At 71.4% G+C, this 23,693-nt stretch carries 20 protein-coding genes and 1 tRNA gene; 7 read left to right on the forward strand and 14 right to left on the reverse strand.

The features are described 5' to 3' along the window. The first annotated feature begins 25 nt into the window (after positions 1 to 25). Complete coding sequence (gene mshD / locus E9998_RS06660; protein ID WP_136528926.1) at positions 26 to 961, forward strand: mycothiol synthase; 936 nt, start codon at positions 26 to 28, stop codon at positions 959 to 961. Position 962: 1 nt separating this feature from the next. Here mshD and E9998_RS06665 read toward each other — a convergent pair whose 3' ends face one another. The 5 genes from E9998_RS06665 to E9998_RS06685 all read right to left on the reverse strand — a co-directional run bounded on the left by E9998_RS06665 (position 963) and on the right by E9998_RS06685 (position 7,098). Continuing rightward, positions 963 to 1,736 carry an NUDIX hydrolase gene (locus E9998_RS06665; protein WP_136528927.1) on the reverse strand — a complete coding sequence of 258 codons (774 nt, stop codon included), beginning with the start codon at positions 1,734 to 1,736 and terminating at the stop codon, positions 963 to 965. A gap of 109 nt (positions 1,737 to 1,845) precedes the next feature. Continuing rightward, positions 1,846 to 2,847, reverse strand: a complete 1,002-nt coding sequence (locus tag E9998_RS06670) for an inorganic phosphate transporter (protein WP_136528928.1) — start codon at positions 2,845 to 2,847, stop codon at positions 1,846 to 1,848. 2 nt (positions 2,848 to 2,849) lie between these two features. Next, entirely contained in the window at positions 2,850 to 3,479 is a 630-nt protein-coding gene (locus E9998_RS06675; protein WP_136528929.1) for a DUF47 domain-containing protein, read from the reverse strand. Between the two features lie 308 nt (positions 3,480 to 3,787). Beyond that, the gene (locus E9998_RS06680) at positions 3,788 to 5,731 is read right to left on the reverse strand and encodes an ATP-dependent DNA helicase (RefSeq protein ID WP_136528930.1); all 1,944 of its coding nucleotides are present in this window, start codon (positions 5,729 to 5,731) and stop codon (positions 3,788 to 3,790) included. Next, positions 5,728 to 7,098 (reverse strand): AI-2E family transporter, encoded by a 1,371-nt coding sequence (locus E9998_RS06685; RefSeq protein ID WP_136528931.1) that lies wholly within the window; start codon positions 7,096 to 7,098, stop codon positions 5,728 to 5,730. The genes E9998_RS06680 and E9998_RS06685 overlap by 4 nt, the downstream gene beginning before the upstream one ends. 503 nt (positions 7,099 to 7,601) lie before the next feature. Here E9998_RS06685 and E9998_RS06690 point away from each other — a divergent pair. From E9998_RS06690 to E9998_RS06700, 3 genes are read left to right on the forward strand one after another with little or no spacing between them, the layout of a single operon-like run. Continuing rightward, the gene (locus tag E9998_RS06690) at positions 7,602 to 7,940 is read left to right on the forward strand and encodes a GroES family chaperonin (protein WP_136528932.1); all 339 of its coding nucleotides are present in this window, start codon (positions 7,602 to 7,604) and stop codon (positions 7,938 to 7,940) included. Further along, positions 7,940 to 8,908: a prephenate dehydrogenase gene (locus E9998_RS06695; RefSeq protein ID WP_136528933.1), complete on the forward strand. Its 969-nt coding sequence runs from the start codon at positions 7,940 to 7,942 to the stop codon at positions 8,906 to 8,908. The genes E9998_RS06690 and E9998_RS06695 overlap by 1 nt, the downstream gene beginning before the upstream one ends. Beyond that, entirely contained in the window at positions 8,905 to 10,602 is a 1,698-nt protein-coding gene (locus E9998_RS06700) for a DUF885 domain-containing protein (protein ID WP_136528934.1), read from the forward strand. The genes E9998_RS06695 and E9998_RS06700 overlap by 4 nt, the downstream gene beginning before the upstream one ends. A gap of 258 nt (positions 10,603 to 10,860) precedes the next feature. On the opposite strand, the gene E9998_RS06705 is transcribed toward E9998_RS06700, so the two are convergent. After that, positions 10,861 to 11,988, reverse strand: a complete 1,128-nt coding sequence (locus E9998_RS06705) for a winged helix DNA-binding domain-containing protein (protein ID WP_136528935.1) — start codon at positions 11,986 to 11,988, stop codon at positions 10,861 to 10,863. Positions 11,989 to 12,136: 148 nt separating this feature from the next. On the opposite strand from E9998_RS06705, the gene E9998_RS06710 reads away from it, so the two are divergent. Both E9998_RS06710 and E9998_RS06715 read left to right on the forward strand, forming a co-directional pair. Continuing rightward, positions 12,137 to 12,826, forward strand: coding sequence for a hypothetical protein (locus E9998_RS06710; protein ID WP_136528936.1), 690 nt, complete (start codon positions 12,137 to 12,139; stop codon positions 12,824 to 12,826). Between the two features lie 134 nt (positions 12,827 to 12,960). Continuing rightward, positions 12,961 to 13,033, forward strand: a tRNA-Arg gene (locus tag E9998_RS06715). A gap of 42 nt (positions 13,034 to 13,075) precedes the next feature. Here the strand turns inward: E9998_RS06715 and E9998_RS06720 are convergent. The 3 genes from E9998_RS06720 to E9998_RS06730 form a co-directional block, all read right to left on the reverse strand. After that, on the reverse strand, positions 13,076 to 14,077 hold the full coding sequence (locus tag E9998_RS06720; protein ID WP_136528937.1) for an NAD-dependent epimerase/dehydratase family protein: 1,002 nt from the start codon (positions 14,075 to 14,077) through the stop codon (positions 13,076 to 13,078). A gap of 97 nt (positions 14,078 to 14,174) precedes the next feature. Continuing rightward, entirely contained in the window at positions 14,175 to 16,370 is a 2,196-nt protein-coding gene (locus E9998_RS06725) for an SNF2-related protein (RefSeq protein ID WP_204745300.1), read from the reverse strand. 112 nt (positions 16,371 to 16,482) lie between these two features. Then, positions 16,483 to 16,845 (reverse strand): Rv3235 family protein, encoded by a 363-nt coding sequence (locus tag E9998_RS06730; protein WP_136528939.1) that lies wholly within the window; start codon positions 16,843 to 16,845, stop codon positions 16,483 to 16,485. Positions 16,846 to 17,259: 414 nt separating this feature from the next. Between E9998_RS06730 and E9998_RS06735 the strand changes: the two genes are divergently transcribed. Further along, on the forward strand, positions 17,260 to 18,228 hold the full coding sequence (locus E9998_RS06735) for a DUF6528 family protein (RefSeq protein WP_136528940.1): 969 nt from the start codon (positions 17,260 to 17,262) through the stop codon (positions 18,226 to 18,228). 12 nt (positions 18,229 to 18,240) lie between these two features. Here E9998_RS06735 and E9998_RS06740 read toward each other — a convergent pair whose 3' ends face one another. From E9998_RS06740 to E9998_RS06760, 5 genes are all read right to left on the reverse strand, one after another. After that, positions 18,241 to 19,065, reverse strand: a complete 825-nt coding sequence (locus tag E9998_RS06740; RefSeq protein WP_136528941.1) for an MOSC domain-containing protein — start codon at positions 19,063 to 19,065, stop codon at positions 18,241 to 18,243. Positions 19,066 to 19,369: 304 nt separating this feature from the next. After that, positions 19,370 to 20,425 (reverse strand): hypothetical protein, encoded by a 1,056-nt coding sequence (locus E9998_RS06745; RefSeq protein WP_136528942.1) that lies wholly within the window; start codon positions 20,423 to 20,425, stop codon positions 19,370 to 19,372. 41 nt (positions 20,426 to 20,466) lie between these two features. Continuing rightward, a complete protein-coding gene (locus E9998_RS06750) occupies positions 20,467 to 21,282 on the reverse strand; it encodes a hypothetical protein (protein WP_136528943.1) in 816 nt (271 codons plus the stop codon). A 20-nt stretch (positions 21,283 to 21,302) separates the two neighbouring features. Then, complete coding sequence (locus tag E9998_RS06755; RefSeq protein ID WP_136528944.1) at positions 21,303 to 22,295, reverse strand: hypothetical protein; 993 nt, start codon at positions 22,293 to 22,295, stop codon at positions 21,303 to 21,305. A gap of 103 nt (positions 22,296 to 22,398) precedes the next feature. After that, positions 22,399 to 23,610, reverse strand: a complete 1,212-nt coding sequence (locus E9998_RS06760) for an ArsB/NhaD family transporter (RefSeq protein WP_136528945.1) — start codon at positions 23,608 to 23,610, stop codon at positions 22,399 to 22,401. Positions 23,611 to 23,693 lie beyond the last annotated feature (83 nt).

Raw genomic sequence — 23,693 nt, forward strand, 5'->3', positions numbered from 1 at the left:
CTGAGTCCACGATTAGGGTAACCCCATGGCGCAACATGCTTCACTTCCGGGTCGGGATATTCACAAAATCGTTACCATGGCGCTGCGGTGCGAGGACGCCGACGGCATCGCCCCCTTCAACGAGGAGACCACCCTCGGGCTCTCCCGCGGCCCCTCCCCCGAGCGCATGCACTTCGTTGCGCGCCAAGACGATGCGATCATCGGATACGCCGGTGCGGTCATGGTCGGGGAGGGCGCCGGAGCAGAGTTGGCGGTCGATCCGGAGCACCGGGGGCACGGTGTCGGCTCGGCGCTCCTCGGCGAGGTCCTCGCGTGGCTTGAGGCGCACATCACGCATCTGCGGGTGTGGGCGCACGGCGACCGGCCCGCCGCGGCCGGGTTCGCGGTCGCGCACGGCTTCGCCCGCGACCGCGTCCTCTTCCAGTTCACCCGCGACCTCGAAGGCCTCGACTGGCCCTCGGCCTGGCCCGAGGGGATCGGAAGGAACTGGCCCGTCGGCGGCGCCGCACCGGCCGCACTCGCACCGGGAGTCCGCCTGCGCCCCTTCAGGACCGGCGCCGACGAGGCCGAATGGCTGCGGGTGAACGCGGCCGCGTTCGCCACCCACCCCGAGCAGGGACGCTGGAGCGCCGAGGACCTCGCGGCCCGCCAGGCCGAGACCTGGTTCGACCCCGACGGGCTCCTCGTCGCCGAGGACGACCAGGGACTCCTCGGCTTCCACTGGACCAAAGTGGAGGAAGGCGTGGGCGAGGTGTACGTCCTCGGCGTCGACCCGCGCGCCCAGGGCACCGGCCTCGGCCGCACCCTCACGCTCGCCGGGCTCGCGCACCTCGCGGCCCACGGCGTCAGGCAGGTCGACCTCTACGTCGACGAGTCCAACACCAGGGCCGTCGCGCTCTACCACTCGCAGGGATTCGCACTCGCGCGCACGGACGTGCAGTGGGACAAGAAGATCGGGTGATTCAGGCGCGGGCGAGGGCCTCGGAGGGGTAGCCCTCCTCGCCCGGCAGGACCAGCTTCGCGCCGCCCCCGGCCACGGCCACGCGCGGCAGCACCGGCGACATGTCCCGCTGCTCGGCGGCGGCGAACACCTCGCCCACGGTCGAGTAGCGGGCCAGCTCGGCGAGCGTGGTCGCCTCGGGCATCGACATCTGGCCGCCGTACTGGCACACCGCCTGCTCGGGCCCGATCCACGTCGCGTACTCCGGCTCCCGCACGCGGATGCGCGGCTGGAAGCCCTCGGCGAGCGTCGCCACGTAGATCCACGAGTCGAACCGCACCGGCTCGTACTCGGGGGTCACCCACCGCGCCCACGCCCGCTGGAGGGCCACGAGCGCACCGGTCTCCTCCTCGACCGCGCGGGCGCCGGTCATCGCGACGTCGGGGTCGTCGGGCTTGTGCCGGCCGCCGGGGAACCCGTACTGGACGGTGCGGGGCCCGTTCACGTGCCCCTGCGAGCCCTGCCCGCCGTAGCCGTCCACGTCCAGGTGCGCCCAGCGCTCGCGGACGGTGACCGGCGGCAGGTCGGCGCGGCTGATCGCGGGCAGCCCGAACGGCTCCTTCGCGGCGTGCCGCAGCAGGAACACCCGCAGCGGGGCCTCGCGCAGGAGGACGACGGCGGCGGCGCGCTCGGGCTCGGCGGGAGCGCCCTGCTCCTGGAGGCGGGCGAGAGCGCGGGCCGCCGACGCGGCCTCGACCGCGCGGAAGTCCCACTTCCCGTAGCGCTGGATGGACATGACCCTCACGCTAGTCCAAGAGCGGGCCGATCCAGAGCGCAACGGCCGAAACGGGGGCGGCCCGGCCGAAGCCGGGCCGCGAAGCCGTGCGAGGTGGAAGCTCCCGGGCTCAGCCCAGGAACTGGATCGGCAGGTAGAACAGCGCGCCCACCAGTGCCGCGATCGGGAACGTGATGATCCAGGCGATCACGATCGAGCGGGCCACGCCCCACCTGACCGCCCGCTTGCCGCCGGTCGAGCCGACGCCCATGATCGCGGAGGTGATGGTGTGCGTGGTCGAGATCGGCGCACCCAGCAGGAACGTGTTCGCGTAGAGCACGGCGCTGGCGACGGTCTCGGCCGCGAAGCCCTGGGGCGGGCCGAGGTCGATGATGCGCCGGCCCATGGTCTTGATGATGCGCCAGCCGCCCGCGTAGGTGCCGGCGGCCATGACGGCGGCGCTGGCGAGGTAGACCCACTCGGGGATCGGGTCGTCGGCCTTGTAGTAGCCGCCGACGGTGAGGGCGAGGACGATGATGCCCATGACCTTGGCGGCGTCCTGCATGCCGTGGCCCAGGGACATCGCGGCGGCCGAGACGGTCTGGGCGTGGCGGAAGCCGCGGTTGAGCTTGTCGGGGCGTCCGCGCCGGAAGAGCCAGTAGACGGCGATCATGACGAGGAAGCCGAGGCCGAAGCCGACGAGCGGGGAGACGAGGGTCGGCAGGACGATCTTGTCGACGATGCCGCTCCACAGCACGACCGCGCCGCCGGCGATGGTCGCGCCGACCATGCCGCCGAACAGGGAGTGCGAGGAGGAGGTCGGCAGGCCGAAGTACCAGGTGATGAAGTTCCAGGTGATCGCGCCGAGGAGGCCGGCGATGACGATGAGGATGCCGTCGATGCCCTTGGGGAGCTCCACGAGGCCGCTGGCGACGGTCGCGGCGACCTTGCCGCCGAGGTGGGCGCCGATGAAGTTGCCGATCGCGGCCATGCCGAGGGCGACGCGCGGGCGCAGGGCCCGGGTCGAGATGGAGGTGGCGATGGCGTTCGCGGAGTCGTGGAAGCCGTTGGTGTAGCCGAAGAGCAGGGCCGCCGCGATGCAGATCGAGACGGCGATGAACACGCTGTCCACGTTCAGGATTCCTTGACGTAGACCGACTCGACGGTGTTGGAGACCGACTCGAACGAGTCGCAGGCGGCCTCCAGCTCGTCGCCGACCTCCTTGAGCTTCATGACCGTCAGGGCCGGGTACTCACCGGAGTACAGGCGCACCAGGAGCATCCGGTAGGCGCGGTCGCCGTCGTTCTCCAGGCGGTTGCACTCGATCCAGAAGTCCTGCATGGTCGCGTTGAGGCCCTTGAGCTTCGGGATGTACTCGACGAGCAGGTCGGCCTGGGCGGCGAGGACGGTGATCTGCTCGATCATCTCGCGGGGCAGGGCGGGGAGGTCGGAGAGGCCGTAGAGGTAGACCAGGTTCGCGGCGGCCTCGATGTGGTCGAGGATGTCGTCGAGCTTCCCGGCCAGGTTGTACATGTCGGTGCGGTCCATCGGGGTGACGAACGTCGAGTTGATCTTGTTGAACAGGCGGTGGGTCAGCTGGTCGTTGTCGTGCTCGACGTCGACAAGGCGCTCGGAGATCTTCTGGTAGTCGGGCGCGTCGTCGCCCAGTTCGGCCAGGATCCCCACGCCGCGGCGGATGTTCTCCGACGCTTCGTTGAAGAAGGCGTAGAACGCGTCGTCCTGAGGCTTCAGCGAGAACCGCACTGGGCACCCCTGCTTTCGGTCGCTTTGTCTGTCCTCACTGTACCGATCGGCCCAGTGGACGGGTGGAATTCGTCCCCGCGAAGTTAACATCCAGGTGAACGCGAGACAAGCTTGTGAAGTGGCCTGTGTGAGACTCCACGAAACCGCTCTAAGCTGGGGTTATGCAAAGATTTCATTGGAATTCATCTATTGTTCACCTTCGGCGCTGAGGGCGCCGGACGCGCCTGTCCCCAGGCACGCCGCGCACCGCTCGCGCACTCGAATGCGTACCCGCGGCGACCGGCCCGAACCGTGCTCGGGCGGACCCGTTACGCGTCGACGCTCTCGGCGAGGCGCTCCAGCGCCCCCGCGACCGAGTCCGACTTCGTCGTGTACCAGAACGGCGGCAGCGAGTCGCGCAGGAACTTCCCGTACGAGCGGCTCGACTCCAGGCGCGAGTCGAGGATCGCGACCACGCCCTTGTCGGAGGTGCGGCGGATGAGCCGCCCCGCCCCCTGCGCGAGCCGGATCGCCGCGGCCGGGACCGACACCTCCGCGAACCCCGAGCGGCCCGCCGCGTCCGCGGCCTCCGAACGGGCGGCCGTCAGCGGCTCGGTCGGGCGCGGGAACGGGATGCGGTCGACCACCACGAGGCGGCAGGTGTTGCCGGGCACGTCCACCCCCTGCCACAGGCTCATGACGCCGAGCAGGCAGGTCGACTCCTCTTCGCGGAACCGCTTGACCAGGCTCGCGAGCGTCTCCTCGCCTTGGAGGAGGATGTCGTAGTCGGTCTGGGCGCGCAGCAGCTCGGCCGCCTCCGCGGCGGCCTTCTTCGAGGAGAACAGGCCGAGCGTCGCGCCCCGGCTCGCCTCCACCAGCCGCAGCAGCTCCTTGCCGGCCTCGGTGGGCAGGCCCGAGGCGGCCGGGCGCGGCAGCCGCGCCGCCACGTACAGGATGCCCTGCTTGCGGTAGTCGAACGGGGAGCCGACGTCGAGCGAGGTCCAGCCGTGCCCGTCCGCGGGCAGGCCCAGGCCGCGCGCGACGATGTCGAACCGGCCGCCGAGCGTCAGGGTCGCCGAGGCCGCGATGACCGTGCGGTCCTCGTAGAGCATCGCCGAGAGCAGGCCGCCGACCGACAGGGGCGCCGCCACGAGCTGCGGGCCGTTCGGCTCCGCCCAGATCACGTCGTCCCCGGGGGGACCGATGCACCGCCCGGCGGTCTCCACGGTCTCCACGAGTCCGGCCTTGAGCTGCTGGGCGCTCAACTGCTTCTTCGTCTCCGCGTCGAGCGCGCCCAGGTGCGTGGTCGCCTTGACGCACGCGCCGTTGATGAGGTTCAGCGCCTCCACCAGCGGCGCGGGCAGCTCGCCCGAGAAGCGCCGCTCCCCGGCAGCGGTGAGCGCGCCTTCGAGGGCGTCGGCCGCCTCGCGGATCTGGTCGGCCACGTCGGTGTCGATGAGGCGCCTGCCGCGCTGCGCGAGCCAGCGCAGCCGCGCGGGGTGCAGTTCGGCCCGCGCCGCCGACGTCACGCGGTCGACCAGTTCATGCGCCTCGTCGATGATGAGCACCGCGTGCTCGGGCAGGACGCTGCGCTCGTTCATCATGTCGATCGACAGGAGCGCGTGGTTGGTGACGACGATGTCGGCCTCGTGGGCCTTCGCCCGCGCCCACTCCGCGAAGCAGTCGGGGCCCTGCGCGCAGTCCTTCGCGCCGGGGCACTCGGACGAGGACGTGGAGGCCTGCTTCCAGGCGCGGTCGCTCACGCCCGGGTCGAGGTCGTCCCTGTCGCCGGTGTCGGTGTCGTTCGCCCAGTCGAACAGGCGCTCCACCTGCTTCGCGAAGGAGGCCTGCGCCCCGGCCCATTTGAGGGTCTCGGTGCCTTCGATCGTGCCGTCGTCCTCGTCCTCCTCGCCGGCGATCTTGCGCTTGCAGAGGTAGTTGTGGCGTCCCTTCAGGAGCGCGAACGTGGGCTTGCGGCCAAGGACGGGCGCGACGGCCTCGACCAGGCGCGGCAGGTCGACGGCGACGAGCTGGTGCTGGAGCGCGAGCGTCGCGGTGGAGACGACCACGGGCTTGCCCGCGCTGATCGCCGCGCACAGGTACGCGAGGGACTTGCCGGTGCCGGTGCCGGCCTGCACCAGCAGGTGCTCGCCGGAGTGGACGGCGGCGGCGACGGCCGCGCACATCTCCCGCTGGCCCTCGCGGGCCTGGCCGTGCGGCGTGGCGGCGACGGCAGCGTCGAGGATCGCGAGGGCCTCGCTCTCGGCGCTCATGCGCGGCCCGCTTCGGGCTTGGCGTCGGCGGTGAAGTCGGCGCTCGCAGCGGCGGCCTCGGCCTCCACGGCCTCCTCTTCGAGTCCTCTCGCGAGGGCTTCGCGTCGCGCCTCGCGGTAGCGGTTGAGGGCGCGGACGGTGCCGTTGACGATCGCCAGGAGCGGCACGGCGACGAGCGCGCCGATGATGCCCCACACGAAGCCGCCCGCGGTGACGGCCAGGACGATCGCGAGTGGATGGAGTTTGACCGCGCGGCTCATGAGGAACGGCTGGAGGAGGTTCGACTCCAGCTGCTGTACGGCGAGGACGATGCCGAGCACGATGAGCGCGGTGACCAGGCCGTTGGGCGTGCCGACGAGGGCGACGACGACGGCGATGATGCCCGAGACCGTGGCCCCGATGATCGGGATGAACGCGCCCAGGAAGATCAGCGTCGTCAACGGCAGCCACAGCGGGACCTTCAACAGCCACAGGCCCAGGCCGATGAAGATCGCGTCGACGGCGGCGACGACCACGATGGTGCGCATGTACTGCACGAGGGTCGACCAGCCGGCGCCGCCGGCGTAGCGCAGCGGCTCGGAGGCGGCGCGCGGGAGCATCCCGGTGAGGAAGGTCCAGATCTTGCGGCCGTCGCGGATGAAGAAGTAGGTGGTGAACAGGACCAGGAACAGGCCGGTGACGAAGTTCCCGAGGCCCGAGGCGGTCGACCCGGCGACGTCGAGGCCGGTCTGGACGATCGTCTCCTGGTTGTCGTCGTACCAGGTGGTGATGTTGTCCTGGACGCCGGCGAGGAACTCGGCGACCTGGTCGCCGTCGAGGCCGTACGGGCCGGCTTCGAGCCAGGACTGGGCGTCCTTGAGTCCGGTGAGGATCGAGTCGTAGAAGTCGGGGATGCCCGCGATGAACTGCTGGACGACGAAGGTGAGGATCGCGCCGACGGCGGCGAGGCCCGCGACGAGCATGATGATCGAGGCGAGGGACTTGTTCCAGCCGTGGCGCATCAGCCAGGCGGCGGCGGGCTGGAGCATCGCGGCGAGGAGGAACGAGATGGCGACCGGGATGATGACGGTGGTGACCTGGCTGAGCAGGTACAGCACGACCGCGATGATCGCGCCGATGACGAGAAGGCGCCAGGACCAGGCCGCGCCCACGGCCAGGCCGGTCGGCACGTAGCCGCGATCGGGGTGCTCGCCGAGGCCGTCCCTGTCGAGGTCGGGTGGGAGTTTCCCGCCGCCTCCGGCGGCGAGGTCGGGCTCCTCGGGGTCGGGGTCGGCGCGCCCGGCGAGCGCGCGCTCCGCGACTGGGTTGAGGCGCATACCGATCCAGAGCTGTCGTGCACGTGCGGTGGTGCGGCGGAATCGGCTCACGGTGTCTCCAAGGACGGTTCCTCCGGAAGGAGGCGGGTGCAACGTCAACACGTACCGTACCGGTCCGGTGCGACCTTCCCCATCCAGCCAGCGCCACCGAGACCGGTCCCGCAGGCGCTACCGAACGCCTGAGGGACGACCGATGTCACACCCCGGGCGCACCCTTGCGTAGGGGGCGAGGTGTCGGGGGGCGAGACGCCGACACCCCCGGCCTCGGCGTGCGGAGCCGCAGCGCCGCACGGAGGTTCGGGTGCCGGGGTGCCGGGGTGCCGGGGGGCCGGGGTGCCGGGGTGCCGGGGTGCCGGGGTGCCGGGGTGCCGCAGCGAATTGTCGGTCCCCCGCGTCACCCTCGTATCGGGGGCCGATTGATCGACACCCCCGACCTCGGGGGGCGGAGGAGTCAGGGTCGCGGTCAAGCCGGTGCCTCCGCGTTCGGTGCGGTGGTGATCAGGCGCACGCGACCCGGGCGGGCGCGGTCGCGCAAAGCGGTAGGCTGGGGCGTTGTGACCGATACTCCGTTGGACTCGACGACCGGCCTGCCGGTCCGCCTGCTGCACGACCGACTGCTGGTGCGCGAGGACGCGGACTCCGAACGCCGCTCCGTCGCCGGCATCGTCATCCCCGCCACCGCCTCCGTGGGCCGCCGCCTGCACTGGGCCGAGGCGGTGGGCGTCGGCCCGCTCGTGCGCTCGGTCGAGGCCGGGGACCGCGTCCTGTTCGACCCCGAGGACAAGGCCGAGGTCGACATGCAGGGCCGCACCTTCCTCCTCCTGCGCGAGCGCGACATCCACGCCGTCGCCGCCAAACGCGTCGACAACGACGGCACCGGGCTCTACCTGTAATGCGCGTCGCGGTCGCGGGGCTCGGCCTCATCGGCGGGTCCGTCGCCCTCGCGCTCGCCGAGGCCGGGCACGACGTGATCGGCCACGACCCCGACCCCGCCACCCGGGAGGCCGCCGCCGCGCACGTCGCGGTCGCCGCCGACCCGGCCGCGCTCCTCGACTCGGAGGTCGCGGTCGTCGCCGCGCCCGTCAAGCGCCTCGCGTCCGTCGCCGCCGAGACGTTCCCTCCCGACCGCTACCGCGGCCTGGTCACCGACACCGCCTCGGTCAAGGCCGCGGCCGCGCGGGCCTTCGCGGGCCATGCTCGCTTCGTCGGCGGGCACCCGATGGCAGGCAAGGAGACCGCGGGTTTCGCCAGCGCCGAGCCGGGCCTGTTCCGGGGCCGCGTGTGGGTGCTGTGCCTCGAACGCGGCGTGCGTCCGGCGGGGCGCGGCGGCACCGACGTGGGCGACTGGGCGACCCTCGCCCGCCTGTGGACCTCGATCGGCGCGCGGGTCGTCCCGGCGACCGCCACCGACCACGACCGGGCCGCCGCCCGGATCTCCCATGTGGAACACCTGGTCGCGGCCGCGCTGGTCCGCGTCGCCGACGACCCGCTGTCGCGGGCGCTCGCGGCGGGGTCCTTCCGCGACGGCACCCGCGTCGCGGCGAGCCCGACGGCGCTGGTCGCCGGGATGGTCGCGGGGAACGGGCCGGAGGTGCGGTCGGCGCTGGTGGACCTCGGCATGGAGCTCGACCGGGCCCGGTGGGCGACCGAGGTCCGCGAGGAGCGTCCCGAGGCGATCGCCGAGTGGTTCGACGGGGCCCGCGAGCTGCGGGCCTCCTGGCCGCCAGAGCCCGGAGCCGTCGAGCGGACGGCGCTGGAGCGGGAGTCGCTGCTGGCGCTCGGAGCGGCCGGCGGGTGGGTCGAAGCGGTGGAAGATGAGGTCGCGCTCTGCCGTCGACCTCGCGTACAGTCCACTTCATGAGAAGAATCGATGAGATCGCCGACAAGTACGTAGAGGACGTCCTCGAACTCAGCCCCCTGTACGCCACCTCCCTCGGCGTTCCCGGGCACGACCATGAGCTCGACGACTTCTCCCCCGCCGGGTTCGCGGCCCAGGCCGAGCTGGAACGCGCGACCATCGCCGCGCTCGAGGCGGCCGAACCGGTCGACGAGCGCGAGCGCATTGCGAAAGAGGCCATCCTCGAACGGCTGCGGCTGTCGCTGGAGCGCTACGAGGCGGGCGACACCTACCTCGGGCTCAACGTCCTGGCCTCCCCGATCCACGACATGCGCGGCGTCCTCGACCTCATGAACACCGAGGGCGAGGAGGCGGCGAGGAACATCGCGGCGCGCCTGTCCGCGGTGCCCGACGCGGTCGACCAGTACATCGAGACGCTGCGCGCCGAGGCCGCCGCCGGTCGCGTGGCCGCGAAGCGCCAGATCCTCGAAGTCGCGCAGCACTGCGACAACTGGAACGGCGCCAAGGGCGTCGACACCGACTTCTGGGCGAAGTTCACCGGCAGCGTGACCATCGACGGCAAGCCGGTCAGCTCCGGGCCGCTGCGCATCGCCTTGGGCAACGGCGCTGACTGGGCGCGGTTCGCGATCACGAAGTTCGCGGTCTTCCTGCGCGAGGAGCTGGCCCCGCAGGCGCCGGAGAAGGACGCGGTGGGCCGCGACCGGTACTCGCGCGCGTCCCGCTACTTCATCGGCGCGGACATCGACCTTGAAGAGACGTACGCGTGGGGCTGGCAGGAGCTGGCCCGCATCGAGGCGGACATGCGGGCGACCGCCGAGCGGATCAAGCCGGGCGCGTCGATCGAGGAGGCCGTCGAGCTCCTCGACGCGGACGAGGCGGAGAACTTCACCGACAAGGAGCTCTTCCGCGACTGGATGCAGGAGCTCGCCGACTCCACCATCGCCGACCTCGCGGACAAGCACTTCGACATCCCTGAGCAGATCCGCACGATCGACTGCAAGATCGCGCCGACCGAGGACGGGGCGATCTACTACACGGGCCCGAGCGAGGACTTCACCCGTCCGGGGGCCATGTGGTGGTCGGTGCCGGAGGGCCAGAAGCTGTTCGGGAAGTGGCGCGAGAAGTCCACGGTGTACCACGAGGGCGTGCCGGGCCACCACCTCCAGGTGGGGCAGACGATGGCGCGCGTGGAGCTGCTCAACCGGTTCCAGCGCCAGATCATGTGGTGCTCGGGCCACGGCGAGGGCTGGGCGCTCTACTCCGAGCGGCTCATGGACCAGCTGGGCTACTACGACGAGGACCCGGGCGGGCGCCTCGGGATGCTCGACGCGCAGGCCTTCCGCGCCGCGCGCGTCGTCGTCGACATCGGCCTCCACTGCGAGTTCGCCATCCCCGAGGACAACCCGTTCGGCTGGCGGCCGGGCGAGGAGTGGGACGGCGAGAAGATGTTCGAGTTCATGAAGGCGCACACCCGCACCATCGAGGACGACATGCTCAAGTTCGAGCGCAACCGCTACCTCGGCTGGGCCGGCCAGGCGCCGTCCTACAAGGTCGGCGAGCGCCTGTGGATGCAGGCCCGCGAGGACTACAAGGCGCGCAAGGGCGCCGACTTCAGCCTCAAGCAGTTCCACACCGACGCCCTCAACCTCGGCTCGATGGGCCTCGACCCGTTCGCCGACGCCCTGGGCCGCCTGTAGGCGATCGATCCGCACCGATCATGCGGCATTCGAAGGGACGCCGCTGATCGCGTCCGCGCCGATCACGCGCCTTTCGAAGGACCGTCGCTGATCGCGAGGGAACCTCACGCGTCACACCCGTGAGGTACGGCTTGTTGAAAGGGGGCGCTGCGTTCGGAACATATCCGTCATTCCGGATATGACCGCAATGCGGCGCCCCCTTCGTCATGCCCTGCCCCGCACCGCCTACCGGCCTCGCCCCGCCGACCGGCCGGAACCTCAGGCCGCGTGGTCGAGCCGCAGGTCCAGCTCGTCCTTGCCGTACCAGGCCCGCAGCCGGTCGGCGCCCCGCCGCAGTGCCGCGATCTCGGCGGCCGTGAAGCCCCGCGCCCGCCACGTCTCGACCACCAGGCTCTCGCGCTTCGGCGTCGCCTTCCAGTTGCCGATCACCTGCCCGTCGAGCAGGATCGCCGGATTGAACCGCGGCCGGTCCGGGAACCGCGAGCGCGGCACCGAATGGTGCAGCACCAGGTCCTTCGAATCGGTGTACGAGCACAGCATCTCGTCGAAGCCCTGCACGAAGTCGACCACCGGGCCGCCCGCCGCGGCCTCGGGCCGCTCCCCTCCGAAATAGAGCACGCGCCCCGCGGCCTCGACCGAGGCGAGCCCCAGTTCCTCGATCGCCGCCTTCGCGTCGACCACCTTCAGCGTCGCCCAGCGGGTGAAGTCCTTCACGGTGGCCGGCCCGCGCGAGACGAAGAACCGCCGCGCCAGCTCCCGCACCGCCTCGCCCCTCGAGATGCGCCCCGCCGGGACCCGCTCGTCGAAGTTCGCGTACGTCTGCTTGCCGCCCTTCGGCGTCCCCGAGCAGATCGCCTCCCGCAGCTCCGCGTGCGCCAGCATGTGCCCGAGCCGCTGCCCGGTCGGATCCGAGATCCCCGCCTCCGCGAGCACCGCCGAGGCCTCCTCGCGCGTCAGGTGCCGCGCTCCGGCGGTCGCGTCGGCGAGCACGTCGACGGAGCGGCCGATCGTCCACTCGTCGAACCCGAAGGCCCGGTCGTTGCCGGCCATGAGCTGCTCGACGCGTTCGGCGCTGGCGGCCAGCATCATCCGCAGGTCACCGGCCGGGACGGTGTGCCAGGTCGGGCGCAGCACATGGGTGCGCACGACCGCGCCGGAGTCGATGAGGGCGTCCACGGCGGCGGGCCCGGCGAAGGCGAGGGCCTGCGCGTCGGGGACGGCGCGCATCGCGGGGGTGAGTTTCGAGGGCTGGTACTCCTGGGACTGGACGGCGCCGAGGTGCTCGAACGCGTCCATCGGCGCGGCGAGCCGCTCGCCCCAGAGCCGCTGGGAGTGGGCGCGCCAGGCGGCGATCGCCCTCGGCGTGAGGTCGGTGGGTGTCGACATGCGCTCATGCTAGCGGTCGGCGGCGACGTGAGGCCTCCACCGATCCGTGCGCGCCGAACGACGCCTGACGCGCACGTGGCGCGAAACTCCTTCGACGAGTGCGCTGACTTGGGTGGACGCGGTTGCGAAGAACAGCCACAATTACGGCATGTCCCTTCCGAACGCGATCCTCAGGCTCTCGACCGACGTCCTCGCCGACATCAACGACGACGAGCGCTTGGCGTTCGCCTACGCGCACGGTCCCGCCCTGTCCGGTTTCGGGGAGGACGCCGAACTGGTGTGCGTGTGGGAGACGGACGCGGTCCCCGACGACGCCGACCCCGATGCGGTCCACCTCACCGTGGCCCGCTTCCAGTCCCTCCTCGAGGCGCTCGACCGCGGCGAGGGCTGGCGCGAGCCCGGCGACGAGGCCCTGCGCGTCATCGCCAGCTTCGCCGAGGGCATCCTCCTCGCCGACGACTCCGAGCTGGGCTCGAAGGCCCGCGCGGAGGTCACGGAGTTCCCGCAGTCCCTCGCCGACGCCTCGCGCGAGGCCGTCGAGAACGAGGCCGAGTCCGTGGCGACGCGCCTCGGCGCCGCCGAGGACCCCTGGGAGCTCGCCGAGACCCTCACCGGCGGCCTGCACCGCGCCTACGTGGCCCTGTTCGCCGCCGGAGGCCACTTCTTCCCCGGCCGCGACCACCGCGCCGAATCCGTCGCGCGCCACCTCCTCGGCGACGAGGTCCCCGAGGCCGAATCCGCGGTCTGGGCGGCCGCGAGCGCCCCGCCCGCCGAACGCGCCGACCTCCTCCCGGAGGCCTGGCGCCACTTCGCGAAGGTCGTCCTCGACAACTGCTGAAGACTTGACTACGGATCAGAAAATCGGGGGTTCGAATCCCCCGAATGCGATGACGCAGGGCACATCCGGATACCCGGTTGCAGATCCGTTTTCGCCCCGGGTAAGGTTATGCCCGGCCTGCTCAACCGGGCCAGGCGCCGCTAGCTCAACGGATAGAGCATCTGACTACGGATCAGAAGGTTGGGGGTTCGAATCCCTCGCGGCGCACCGTATAGAGAAAGCCGAGTCTCCGGACTCGGCTTTTCTCGTCTATCGGTCGAGGATTCGGCGTTCCTTTTCTGACGCGATGCCCATCTCCTCGGGGAGCCGGTCCTTGGTCAGGCCCGTCTCGGTCATCCAGGTCCAGGTGTCGTGGACGGTGTCGGCGATCGGGCGGGTCGTGAGGCCGGCGGCTCGGGCCTTCGCGGAGCTGACGTTCCAGGTGCCGGGGGTGGTTCGCCACAGCGGCAGTTCGTTCCATTGGCGCACGCCGTGGGCGGTCAGGACCTCGCTCGGGGTCCACACCAGTTCGGCGTCGGCGCCGGTTGCCTCGACGCATGATTCGAGGAGGTCCCCGAACGTGGCCTCGCCCGATCCGGCGACGTTGAACGCGCCGTCGAGACCGCGGTCAAGTGCGGTAAGGGCGAACTCGGCCACGTCCCGGACGTCCACCGGCTGGATACTGCGATCAGGACGCTCGGGGGCCGCGACCCGGCCGCCCTCGGCGATGCGCAGCAGCCACCAGGGGAGGCGACCGACGTACTCCTCGGGACCGAGCACGACCCCGAGCCGCAGGACGGAGCTGCGCTCGGGCCCGAAGACCTTGAGCACCGCCCGTTCGCAACCGGCCTTCTGGTACCCGTACCGGCTCGGTCCGTCCTTGACGTCCTCGCCGAAGGTGTCGTCGGCGTCCGGCGGACACTCCAAAATAGGCGATTCCTCGGACAGCGCCTCGATCGGCCAGCCTCGGTAGGCCGAGAGCGTCGAGATGAACAGGTACCTGCCCGCCGAAGGTTCCAGGACCGAGGCGACCTCGAGCACGTTCTGCGGCACGTACCCGGAGACGTCGACGACCGCGTCCCACGTCCCCGACGCGGCGAGCCGCTCCAGATCCGCCCGGTTCCAGCGATCACCGTGGATCACCTCGGCGCCGGGCAGGTCCGTGCCCGACCTCCCCCGGTTGAACGTGGTCACGCCCCACCCGCGCGCGAGCGCACCGGCCACGATCCCGCGCCCCACGAACAGGCTTCCGCCCAGGACGAGCAGTCTCATGAACCACCCCTTCACCTCGAAGTCCCCAAAACCGCGGATAGCGGCACGGCCCCCGATTGTCCCTCTGATCCCCTTGGCCCGCAACCAACCCATGAACTCACGGGCGGTCGAGGCCGAGGCGGGTGCGTTCGGCGTCGATGATGCGCTGTTCGAGGGGGACCGATTCGTCGCCGAAGGTCGCCAGGGCGGTGGCGGTGGCCATCGCGCCGGTGGTCTTCGCTTCGCTGTGGCGGGCGTAGTGCTCGAACAGGAGGTCCTTGTGCTCCTGGACTTCGCGGATGCGCTCGTCGACGCCGTCCTTGGCGAGGAGGCGGTGGACCTGGACGCGGCGGGTCTGGCCCATGCGGTGGGCGCGGGCGACGGCCTGCTGCTCGATGCTCGGCTTCCACTGCGGTTCGGCGAGGACCACGACGGAGGCGGCCTGGACGTTGAGGCCCACGCCGCCGGCCTCGATCTGCGCCAGGAGCACCGCGGGGCCCTCGCGGCGCGTGAACGCGTCGACCATGCCTTGGCGCTTGGGGGCCGCGATGCTCCCGGTGATCGGGCCGATCGCGCGGTCGCCGATGCGCTCGGCGACGGCTTTGAGCACGTCGAGGAAGTACGAGAACACGATGACCTTCTGGCCCTCCTCGCCCGCGTCCTCCACGAGCTCGGCGAGCCGCTCGAGCTTCGCCGAATCGGGCAGGGCGGAGGAGGCGCGGCGCATCCCCATGAGGTTGCGGCGGCGCACCTGCTCGCGGTACTCGTCCTCGTCACCGGCGTTGAACTGGACCCACTCCTCGACCTCGATCTTCTCGGGCAGTTCGGTGAGCACGTCCTCCTGGTTGCGCCGCAGGTACACCGGGGCAACAGTGCGCCGGAACTCCTCGGCGCCGACCACGTCGTCGCCCTCGCCGACGAGGTCCGCGATGTCGGGCCGGAGGTGGCTGATGAGCGACTGGAACTCCTGGACGCGGTTCTCCATCGGCGTGCCGGACAGCAGGATCGCCCGCTTGGACCGCTTGATCGCGGCCCCGACCGCCATGCTGCGCTTCGCGTTCGGGTTCTTGATGTAGTGGGCCTCGTCGACGATCAGGAGCGAGAGCTTCGTCCGCTGCGGCAGCGATTCGAGCCGGTCGATGGTGTTGAACGTGGTCACCGCGACGCCGCCGCGGCGCAGCCACTTTCGGGCCTCCTCCTCCCGGCCCGGACCGTGGAGGCCGAAGGGGTCGAGGTGCGTGTGCTTGCGGATCTCGTTGAGCCAGTTCGGGACGACGCTCGCCGGGCAGACGACGAGGCAGCGGCGCTGCCCGTCCGCGGCGAGGTGCGCGGCGACCGCGAGGGACTGGATCGTCTTGCCCAGGCCCATCTCGTCGCCGATGATCGCCTTCCGCTGATGGATCGCGTACTTCGCGCCGAACAGCTGGTAGAAACGAAGATCCGTGCGCAGGAGCGTGCCGTCGAACGGCAGCGTCTCGATCTCCTGCCGCAGGTCGGCGCCCACGAAGTCCTCGGCGCGCTCGGCGTCCTCGACGTCGGTCCCGGTGAGCTTCGCGAGCTGCGTGTTGATGCTCGCGGCCCGGTCCTCGTAGTCGCGCCACAGCTCGTCGGAGCTCCAGCGCTCCGGCTGGACCTGTTCGAGCGCGGCGGCGAGATCCCGTTCGAGGGCACCGGTCTCGGCGTGGGCGTTCGCCGCTTCCAGGGCGTCGAGTCCGGCCAGCGCCTCGTCTTTGCGCCTGCGACTTGCGAACAGCATCGCGAGCCTGCTGCCTGCCCTGTCGGCGGCCTTGAAGTACGGTTCCGCGCGGCTTCGGAAGCGGTGCGCGGCCTCTCGCAGGTCGTCGACCACGGTCGCCGCGTTCTGCTCGGCCCTGAGGTACGCCAGGATGCGTGACTGCCTGGGGTCGCGCCGCACCGGGTCGAACCGCGGGCGCGTATCGGCGGCCGACTGCGCGGCCACCAGCTCGGCGGCGGCCTTCACGTCCTCGACGGTCTGGGCGCCGATCCCCGGGATGTCAAGCAGCCGCTCGCGCGAGTTCGCGAGCACGTCGGCGACCGTGGTGATCCCGGCCTGTTCGAGCTTCGCCAGCCGGAGTCCCTTGGAGACCTTCTTCAGCTCCGTGACCCGCATGACGGCGAGCCTGACCGAGACGTCCTCCTGCTCCAGCTCGGCCACGTACCCGCGCGTCGCCTCACGCAACCGGGAGGGCTCACCGGCCAGGCTCTCGTACCGCCGCAACAGGTCGCGTGCACGCGCCACCTGCGAACGCGCGCGCTCGCGCAGCTTCCGCCTGTCACGTCGAGTGTCGGCCACGGGGCCTCCTGGGGTCGGGAGGGAACCCATTCTATTGACCGATCCTGCGCCCTGCTCCGGTGACGGGGAAGGCCGCCGAGTCCCTGGGTGGGGCTCGGCGGCCTTGTCGGTGTCAGTAGTGGCGGCGGGGTGGTCTGGTGTTGGCGTGTAGGAGGTCGCAGTGGTCGAGGCGCCAGCCTTTGGGGGTGGTCTTGAAGGTGAAGGTCATGGCCTGGTTGGCGTTGCCGTTCTCGACCATGGCGACGATTTCGGTGGTGTTCGGGTTGGGGCAGGTGGCTTTGGCGACTCGGACTTGGTTGAGGCGGGTGGGGACGCGGCGGCGGATTCGGGTGAAGGCGGCCCAGCCGGCGTCGGTGGCGAGGAGGCGGGCGTCGGCGGCGGGCTTGCGTCCGGTGAGGACGTGCAGGAAGTAGGCGGAGTAGGAGACGGCTTGGCGCGGTGAGATGCGGCCCGTGAAGTCGTTGCGACAGCTCAAGTTTCCTCCGATTGAGTCGAGCTGGGGATCTTCGAGGAGGAATCTATTGGTGACGTTTCGTGAAGTCAATCGCACCGAACGTGATCGAGGGGGTGCGGGGGCCTCGGCGTTGTGGAGTTCCGACTAGCGGCGTGGAGCGGTTTCGGCCGCATAAGCGACACGTGCACAGGGATAAGGAAGGGGATCGGCGGAACCCTACAAAAACCAGAAAGTCCGGTTTGTATGGTTTCACTCGGTGCGTCGCAGCGCTAACGGATCTCGACCTCATATTTGCATCGCGGTGGTATGGAGATGCGCCGCAACGGGCCGTGAGGGGTTCGAGGGCGGTTCGTGGTTGTCCCTTTGCGGCACACTGGGGTCGGTTCGCGGCCCGGACCGGGCGCGGACTCTTCCTACCCCCTTGAGGAGCGACTGGTGAACCAGCACAGTACGAACGGGCGCGGTGTGCACAGGAGGAGCGTGCTGCGGGCGGTGGCGCTCGGGGCGCCGTTGGCGGCGGCCGGGGCGTTCGGGGTGCACGCCGCGTCGGCGGACACGCCCAACTTCAAGATCATGGTGACCGAGCAGGTCACGAACAAGGTGTTCGTGTTCGACAAGAGCAAGTCGTTCAGCAATGCCAACGCGTACAAGACGTGGAGCCCCGGCGTCGGCGGGTGGTACAACCTCTCGGACTGCCGCATCCGCGACACCGCGCAGTTCGGGGCGATCGGTCTGGCCGCGGGATCGGGCGGCAAGGTCGGGATCTGGAACATCACGACCGAGAAGGACCAGGAGCTCAACGACGTGCTGTGGAGTGCGTCCCCGGGCGGCAATCCCCATGCGCTGGAGCGCATCCCGAACGTCGGCGCGTTCGTCTCGGCCAGTTCGAGCGGGTTCCTCACCGTGTACGCGCCGACGAAGGTCTCCGACCCCTCGACGCTGAAGGCCGTGCAGACGGTGAACCTCGCGGGGGCGCGCGGCGTCCTGTGGGACCCGAACGGCAAGCTGCTGTGGGTGGCGGCGCAGAAGCTGGTGCGGGCCTATTCGGTGACGGGCACCTACCGCAACACCAGGATCAAGGCGACGAGCAAGTCCGTCGCCCTGTCGGGCAACGGGCACGACATCCAGCCGGACTACTCGAACTCGGGGCGGCTGCTCGTGTCCGACACGTACGGGGTGTACTCGATCGACAAGTCCACATTGGCCAGGACGACACTGCACACGGTGCGCCGCATCAAGTCCTACGTGAAGATGAGCTCAGGCGAGCACTTCTACGTCAAGGGCGACGACATCGGCACGCGCACCTGGGGCAGTCCGACCGTGGCGTTCTCGCAGTCGGCCGACCGGACGAGGTCGGGCGCCGAGTTCTACAAGGCCAGGTACTACACGACCGCTTACAACTAGGCCGGGATCGGATTAGAGGACGCGGACCTCGTCGCCGGTGCGGGCCGTGCCGGCGGCGAGGATCTCGGCGTAGAAGCCGAAGCAGGTGGCGCGGCCGTACTCGGGCACGTCGACGCGGTGATGGGAAGCGAGGGTCTTCAGGAGCGCGGGGTCGGCGGGCGCGGCGCCGTGTGCGAGCGAGGGGATGACGCAGCGCGGCGTCGGCACGACCGTCTTGACGAGGAGGTCGGCGCCGATCGCGATCCGCTGTCCCGGTTCGGGATCGGCCGGGAGGTCGAGGATGAGGTTGGGGCGGAAGCGGGCGGGGTCGACCGCTTCGCCGTGCTCGGCGCCGAGTCTCGCAAGGGCGCCGGTCGTGACCAGGTGCAGGGGGCCGAAGTCGAAGAAGCGGCCGTCGGCGCCGGCGCGGACGGCCACGAGGTCGTCGCCGCCGGGTTCGACGCCCGCGGCCCAGTCGGGGATCATCCCTGGCTCGTCGGGCCACCAGTGGTGGCGCTTGAGCTGCTTCGGCGGGTGCCGGGTGAGGCGGACGGGGTGGCCGAGCCAGTCCGAGAGGGCGGCGTCCGCCTCAGGCCCGCCCGCTTCGAGGGCTTTGCCGCCGGGGACGGTGACGAGCATGTCGGCGGCCGCGTCCCCTTGGGCCGACAGGGAAGCGGTGACGGCGAGGAGGCCGCCCCACAGTCGCGGCTGCTTGGCGCTTCCGACGGTGTCGTCGGCGCCGAGGCAGGTCCAGATGCGGTCGCCGTCGAGGCCATCGGCGGTGACGACGACTTCGTCGAGGTGTTCGGCGGCGGCGGATTTGAGCGGGTGGCGGCGGATGTCGAGGACGCGGTGCACCGGGGAATCCTATGCCGCGGGCCGCGCTATGCGAAGCGACTTCGACGCGGACCGGTTCCCGGGCCGCGACGGCGGCCTTGCGGTGATCGGTTCGGGCGGCCTGCGGCTCAGTCGGGCGGGAAAAGGCGACTTCGGCGCGGACCGCGCGACGGCGGCTCCGCAGCGAGCGGTGCGGGCGGCCCGCCGCCCAGTTGGGCGGGAAGACGCGACTTCGGCGCGGACCGCACGACCGCGGCTCCGCAGCCGGGCAGGAAGAAGCGACGCGGACCGCGCGATGGCTACCTCTCAGCGGTCAACCCGCGGCTCAGTCGGGCGGGAAGTAGAACAGGACCGGCGATTCGGCGATCGTGTCGGGAAGGTCGGTGGCCCAGAGGGACCGGCCCGTGTAGTCGATGAACGCGACCTGCGTGCCGTCCCTCGAGACGTAGCCGTCGGCGTGCACCGAGACGCAGGTGGTGTCGTCGGCCCCCACGGCCTGCCGTTCCTCCAGGTCGACCACGCGCGTGCCGGACTCGGCGCGGATCGTGAAGCCGCCCTTGTAGGCGCCGTACGGCCCGTACCCGTCGACGAGGCAGGCGTAGCGGCCCGAGGGGTCGACGCCGACGAGACCGATCGTCAGCGGCTCGGTGCCCTTGAGGCTCGGGACCGGGATGGTCTCCAGGACCGACCCGGTCGCGTCGACGCGGTACAGCTCGGTCACGTCGAGGTCGTGGTACAGCGCCTGCGCCGCGCCGTCCTCGTCGGTGTACCAGCGCAGTCGACAGCCCTGAGTCGTGAGATCCATTGTGGTCGGCAGTTCGCCCGCTTCCGGCGAGTACCACTCGGTCGCGCCCCATGTCTTGGCGGGCAGCGGGATCGCGTCGGTGTCCGCACGGCCGCCCGGCTCACCCGCGATGCCCCACACCGCTGCCCGGTGGACGAGCAGCGCCGAGCCGTCGGCGAGCCAGGACGGGTCGATGCACGCGTGGTCGACCGGATAGGCGGCGCCGGTGGTGATCTCGCCGGTCTCCAGGTTCCCGAACTCCAGCACCGCACCGGGACTCGCGCCGTCGATCCACGCCGCGTACTTCTGCCCGGGCGCGATGCTCAGCGAGGCGCGCAGGACCGTGCCCACGTCGCCCTGCCCCTCCCACACCCCCGAGAGGTCGAGCACGGGTTCGGGCTCCCCGGAGGAGCCCCCGGCGGCGTCCCAGCGGTACAGGCGGTGGTCGTCGCCGAGCGCGTAGAACACGCCCTCGCCGCTACCGTCGCTGGAGGGGTTCTCGAAATCGCACGAAGCCGAGGCCAGGGCCAGGGCGAAGGCCGCCGCGGCGGCGGCGATGCGCCGCCTGCCGGCCCCGGCCGTCTGCCGTGGGGGCATGTCGTCCTCCTTCCGGCGGGCCTCGCCCGCCCGGCCCGCGGTCAGTCGTCCTCCGCGTCGGCCTCCGCTTGCATGGACTCGTTCACTCGGTACGCGCCGGCGGCCTTGTCCGACATGGCGTGCCGCCCGATGAGGTTGAGCCAGACCCGCCCGTTCGCGGCCGACACCGCGGGGTCGATCGCCTCGGTGCCGAAGCGCTCGCACAGCAGCTCGTAGCCCTTGGTGGTCTTGGGGCCGAAGTCGCCGTCGATCGCCATGTCCTTCACTCCGGCGAGATCCCTTGCGGCCCACTGGATGATGGTTGTGTCCGTCTGGTAGTCCCAGTCCATGGCGACGGCGGCGCGGCCGCGGTCGGCGTGGATGTGGTTCCAATGCGAGCCGTCGGGGTCGTTGTTGCAGTGCAGGACCGTCCCGAAGTGCTTGCGGAAGGTCGCGACGACCGCGAGGTAGCGGCGGCGCATGTACAGGCGCTTGTCCTTGCCGTGCACGGCCGTGTCGACGAAGTTCCCCGAGCCCCAGTCGAAGCGGGTGAAGTCGACCGCCGCGCCGTAGCGGTGGTACCCGGGCTTGCAGACCTTCGCGCCCGCCAGGCCCGTCCACCGGTAGGACCAGACCCCGCCACCCCGGGCGTACTGCTGACCGAGCAGGTGGAGGTCGAGGATGACCTTGCCCGCCTGGGTGTGCGCCTCCTCGTGCATGGTGAACGAGGTCGTGGACGGGTGGACGCCGTAGCCGTCGCCGTTGAAGGCGGTGCGGTAGCGCGTCTTCAGATCGCGCTGGTAGAGCCAGTCGCGCGTGATGTCCGGGTATCCGCAGGACGACCGCGCGAACGCGGCGCTGCTGCTGGGGAATGCCATCGCTCCTCCTCCTGTCCGGGCTACCTTGCTCCTCTGATGTGGACGGACGCGCCGTCGGTCTCGAGCCACAGTCCGCGGCGGCCGGGGACGGCGAGGATCTCGCCGTCGCAGCCGCAGTCCTGCTCGGGGCGCGTGGCGGCCTCCAGGGGCGCGCCGTCGTGGGTGAACCGGGCCTCGACGGCGGTGCCGTCCTGCTCGGAGAAGACGCTGACGTGCTCGTCGCAGGCCACGGCGGCCATCGCCCGGCCCGACTCGGGGAGCGTGGCGACCGTCTCCAGGCGCAGCGCGGCGGCGTCGAGCACGCCGGTGTGGAGGGTCTGGGTGCCGGAGGTGTCGGCGACGGCCGCGAACAGGCCCTGGTCGGTCTCGGCGAGCACGGTGCCGTAGCCCTCGCCGAGGCCGGTGGCGAGCGCCTGCTCGGTCCAGGTCTCGCCGCGGTCGAGGCTGAGGGCGAGATGGCTGCGGGTGATGACGCTCAGGTGCTCGTCGGGGCAGCCTTCGATCGCGACAGCGAGGCCGTCGGTACCCAAGGGGGTGACGGCGGTGGCGATGCCGGACTTGATCGCGTCGGGGACCGGCAGCGGGGTCTCGACGGCGGTGCCGTTCTCGATGCGGATGAGGGCGGGCCGGGAGCGGTCGGCGGCGAGCTCGACGGCACCGGTGATCCACAGGACCGGGCCGAGCGCGGCCATCGAGTGGGGGTGGAAGTCGGCGGGCATCGGGAGCGGGAGGGGCGGGCCGGGGACGGCCGGGGCCTCGGCGTCGGCGGGTTCGGCGAGGATGCGCACGGCGTGGTCGGACTCGGTCTCGGGGTCGGCGGTGAGGACGAGCAGTTCGCCGTCCCGGCCGGTCCAGCCCGCGGCGGCGGCGAGGATGAGCGGCGCGGCGGCGGCGCTCGCGGGGAGCGGGGCGAGGGCGTCCGCGGCGCCCGCGGCGAGGAGGGCGGCGGCGCCGGTGAGGACGGTGCGGCGGGTCAGGCCCGGGACTCGGTCCGCACTCGGGGAAACAGCCATGAAAGCACTATGACCAATCGTGCCGGGTCATTTCGGCGAAATCTCAACATTCATTCCATAGTGGTATTTCCTCGCGATCGGCGCGCGTGCTAGGCGCGGGCCGCTACAGCCGCAGGAGCGCGGCGGCGCCCGCGGCGGTCGCGGTCGCGGCGAGAAGGGCGCCGTGGGCCGCGAAGCGGCCGAGGTGGACGCGCGGGCCCGGGGCGCCGTCGGGACGGCGGGCGGCGACGAGGTCGAACCACAGGAGGGTCGCCATGGAGGCCCACGGCAGGACCAGCGGGCCGACGTTCACGCCGATGAGCAGGCCCAGCAGCGCGTCCGTGTCGCCGACGGGGATGACGGATTCGACTGCGGTGTAGGCGGGCAGGTTGTTGACGAGGTTCGACAGGGCCGCGCCGGTGAAGGCGGCGCGCAGGACCGAGCCGTCGCCGGCCAGCGCGGCGACGAGGGTCGACCCGCCGTGGAGCATGAGCGCGGGGACGAGGAGGAACAGGCCGGCGGTGAGGACGGGGAGGCGCCACGGGACGAGCGACCAGGTGAGGAGGTCGCGGCGGCGCAGGAGGCAGTGGGCGAGGAGGACCGCCGCCGCGGCGGCGGAGGCGAGCTGGATCGGGGCCTCGGCGACCACGGCGACGACGAACCCGGCGCAGACGGCCGCGGCGGTCCACAGGAGGCGGCGGTCGGGGACGGCCGGGAGCGCGGCGGGGACGACGTAGCGGTCGAGTTCGCGGTGGCGTCGCCGCCAGTAGCCGAGCCACAGGAACGCTGCGGTGACTGCGAGGACGGCGAGCTGCGGGGCCCACATGCGGGCGGCGAAGTCGAGGGGGTCGGCGCCGATGCGGTCGGCGGCGAGGAGGTTCGTCAGGTTGGAGACGGGCAGGAGGAGGCTCGCGGTGTTGGCGAGCCAGACGGTGGTCATCGCGAGCGCGAGCGCGGGCGCGCGGGTGGCGGCGGCGAGCGCGAGCATCACGGGGGTGAGGAGGACGACGGTGGTGTCGAGGTTGAGGAAGACGGTGGTGGCGGTGGCGAGCGCGAAGCAGCAGGCGAAGAGCGCGGCGTGGCTGCCGCGGCCGAGCCGGGCGAGTGCGGTCGCGGCGAGGTCGAACAGGAGCGAGGCCCGGACGACGGCGACCATGACGGTGACGGTGCCAAGGAAGAGGACGAGCGGCGCGATCCGGGTGAGGCTCGCGACGGCGTCGGCGGTGGGGAGCGCGCCGGTCGCCCAGCACAGGAGGCCTGCGGCGAGGACGCCGATGCTGACGCGGTCGAGCACGTCGAGGCGGAGGCGCCGGGTCGGCGGCGCGGTGCGGGTCACGGCCCAATGGTAGGAACGACGAGGTCGCGCGGCCACGACGTGTGACGGAGTCGCATTGAGAGGCGGGACCGGTCCCCAGGGCG

This window comes from Glycomyces paridis (genome assembly GCF_004912155.1).
Lineage (GTDB): Bacteria > Actinomycetota > Actinomycetes > Mycobacteriales > Micromonosporaceae > Glycomyces > Glycomyces paridis.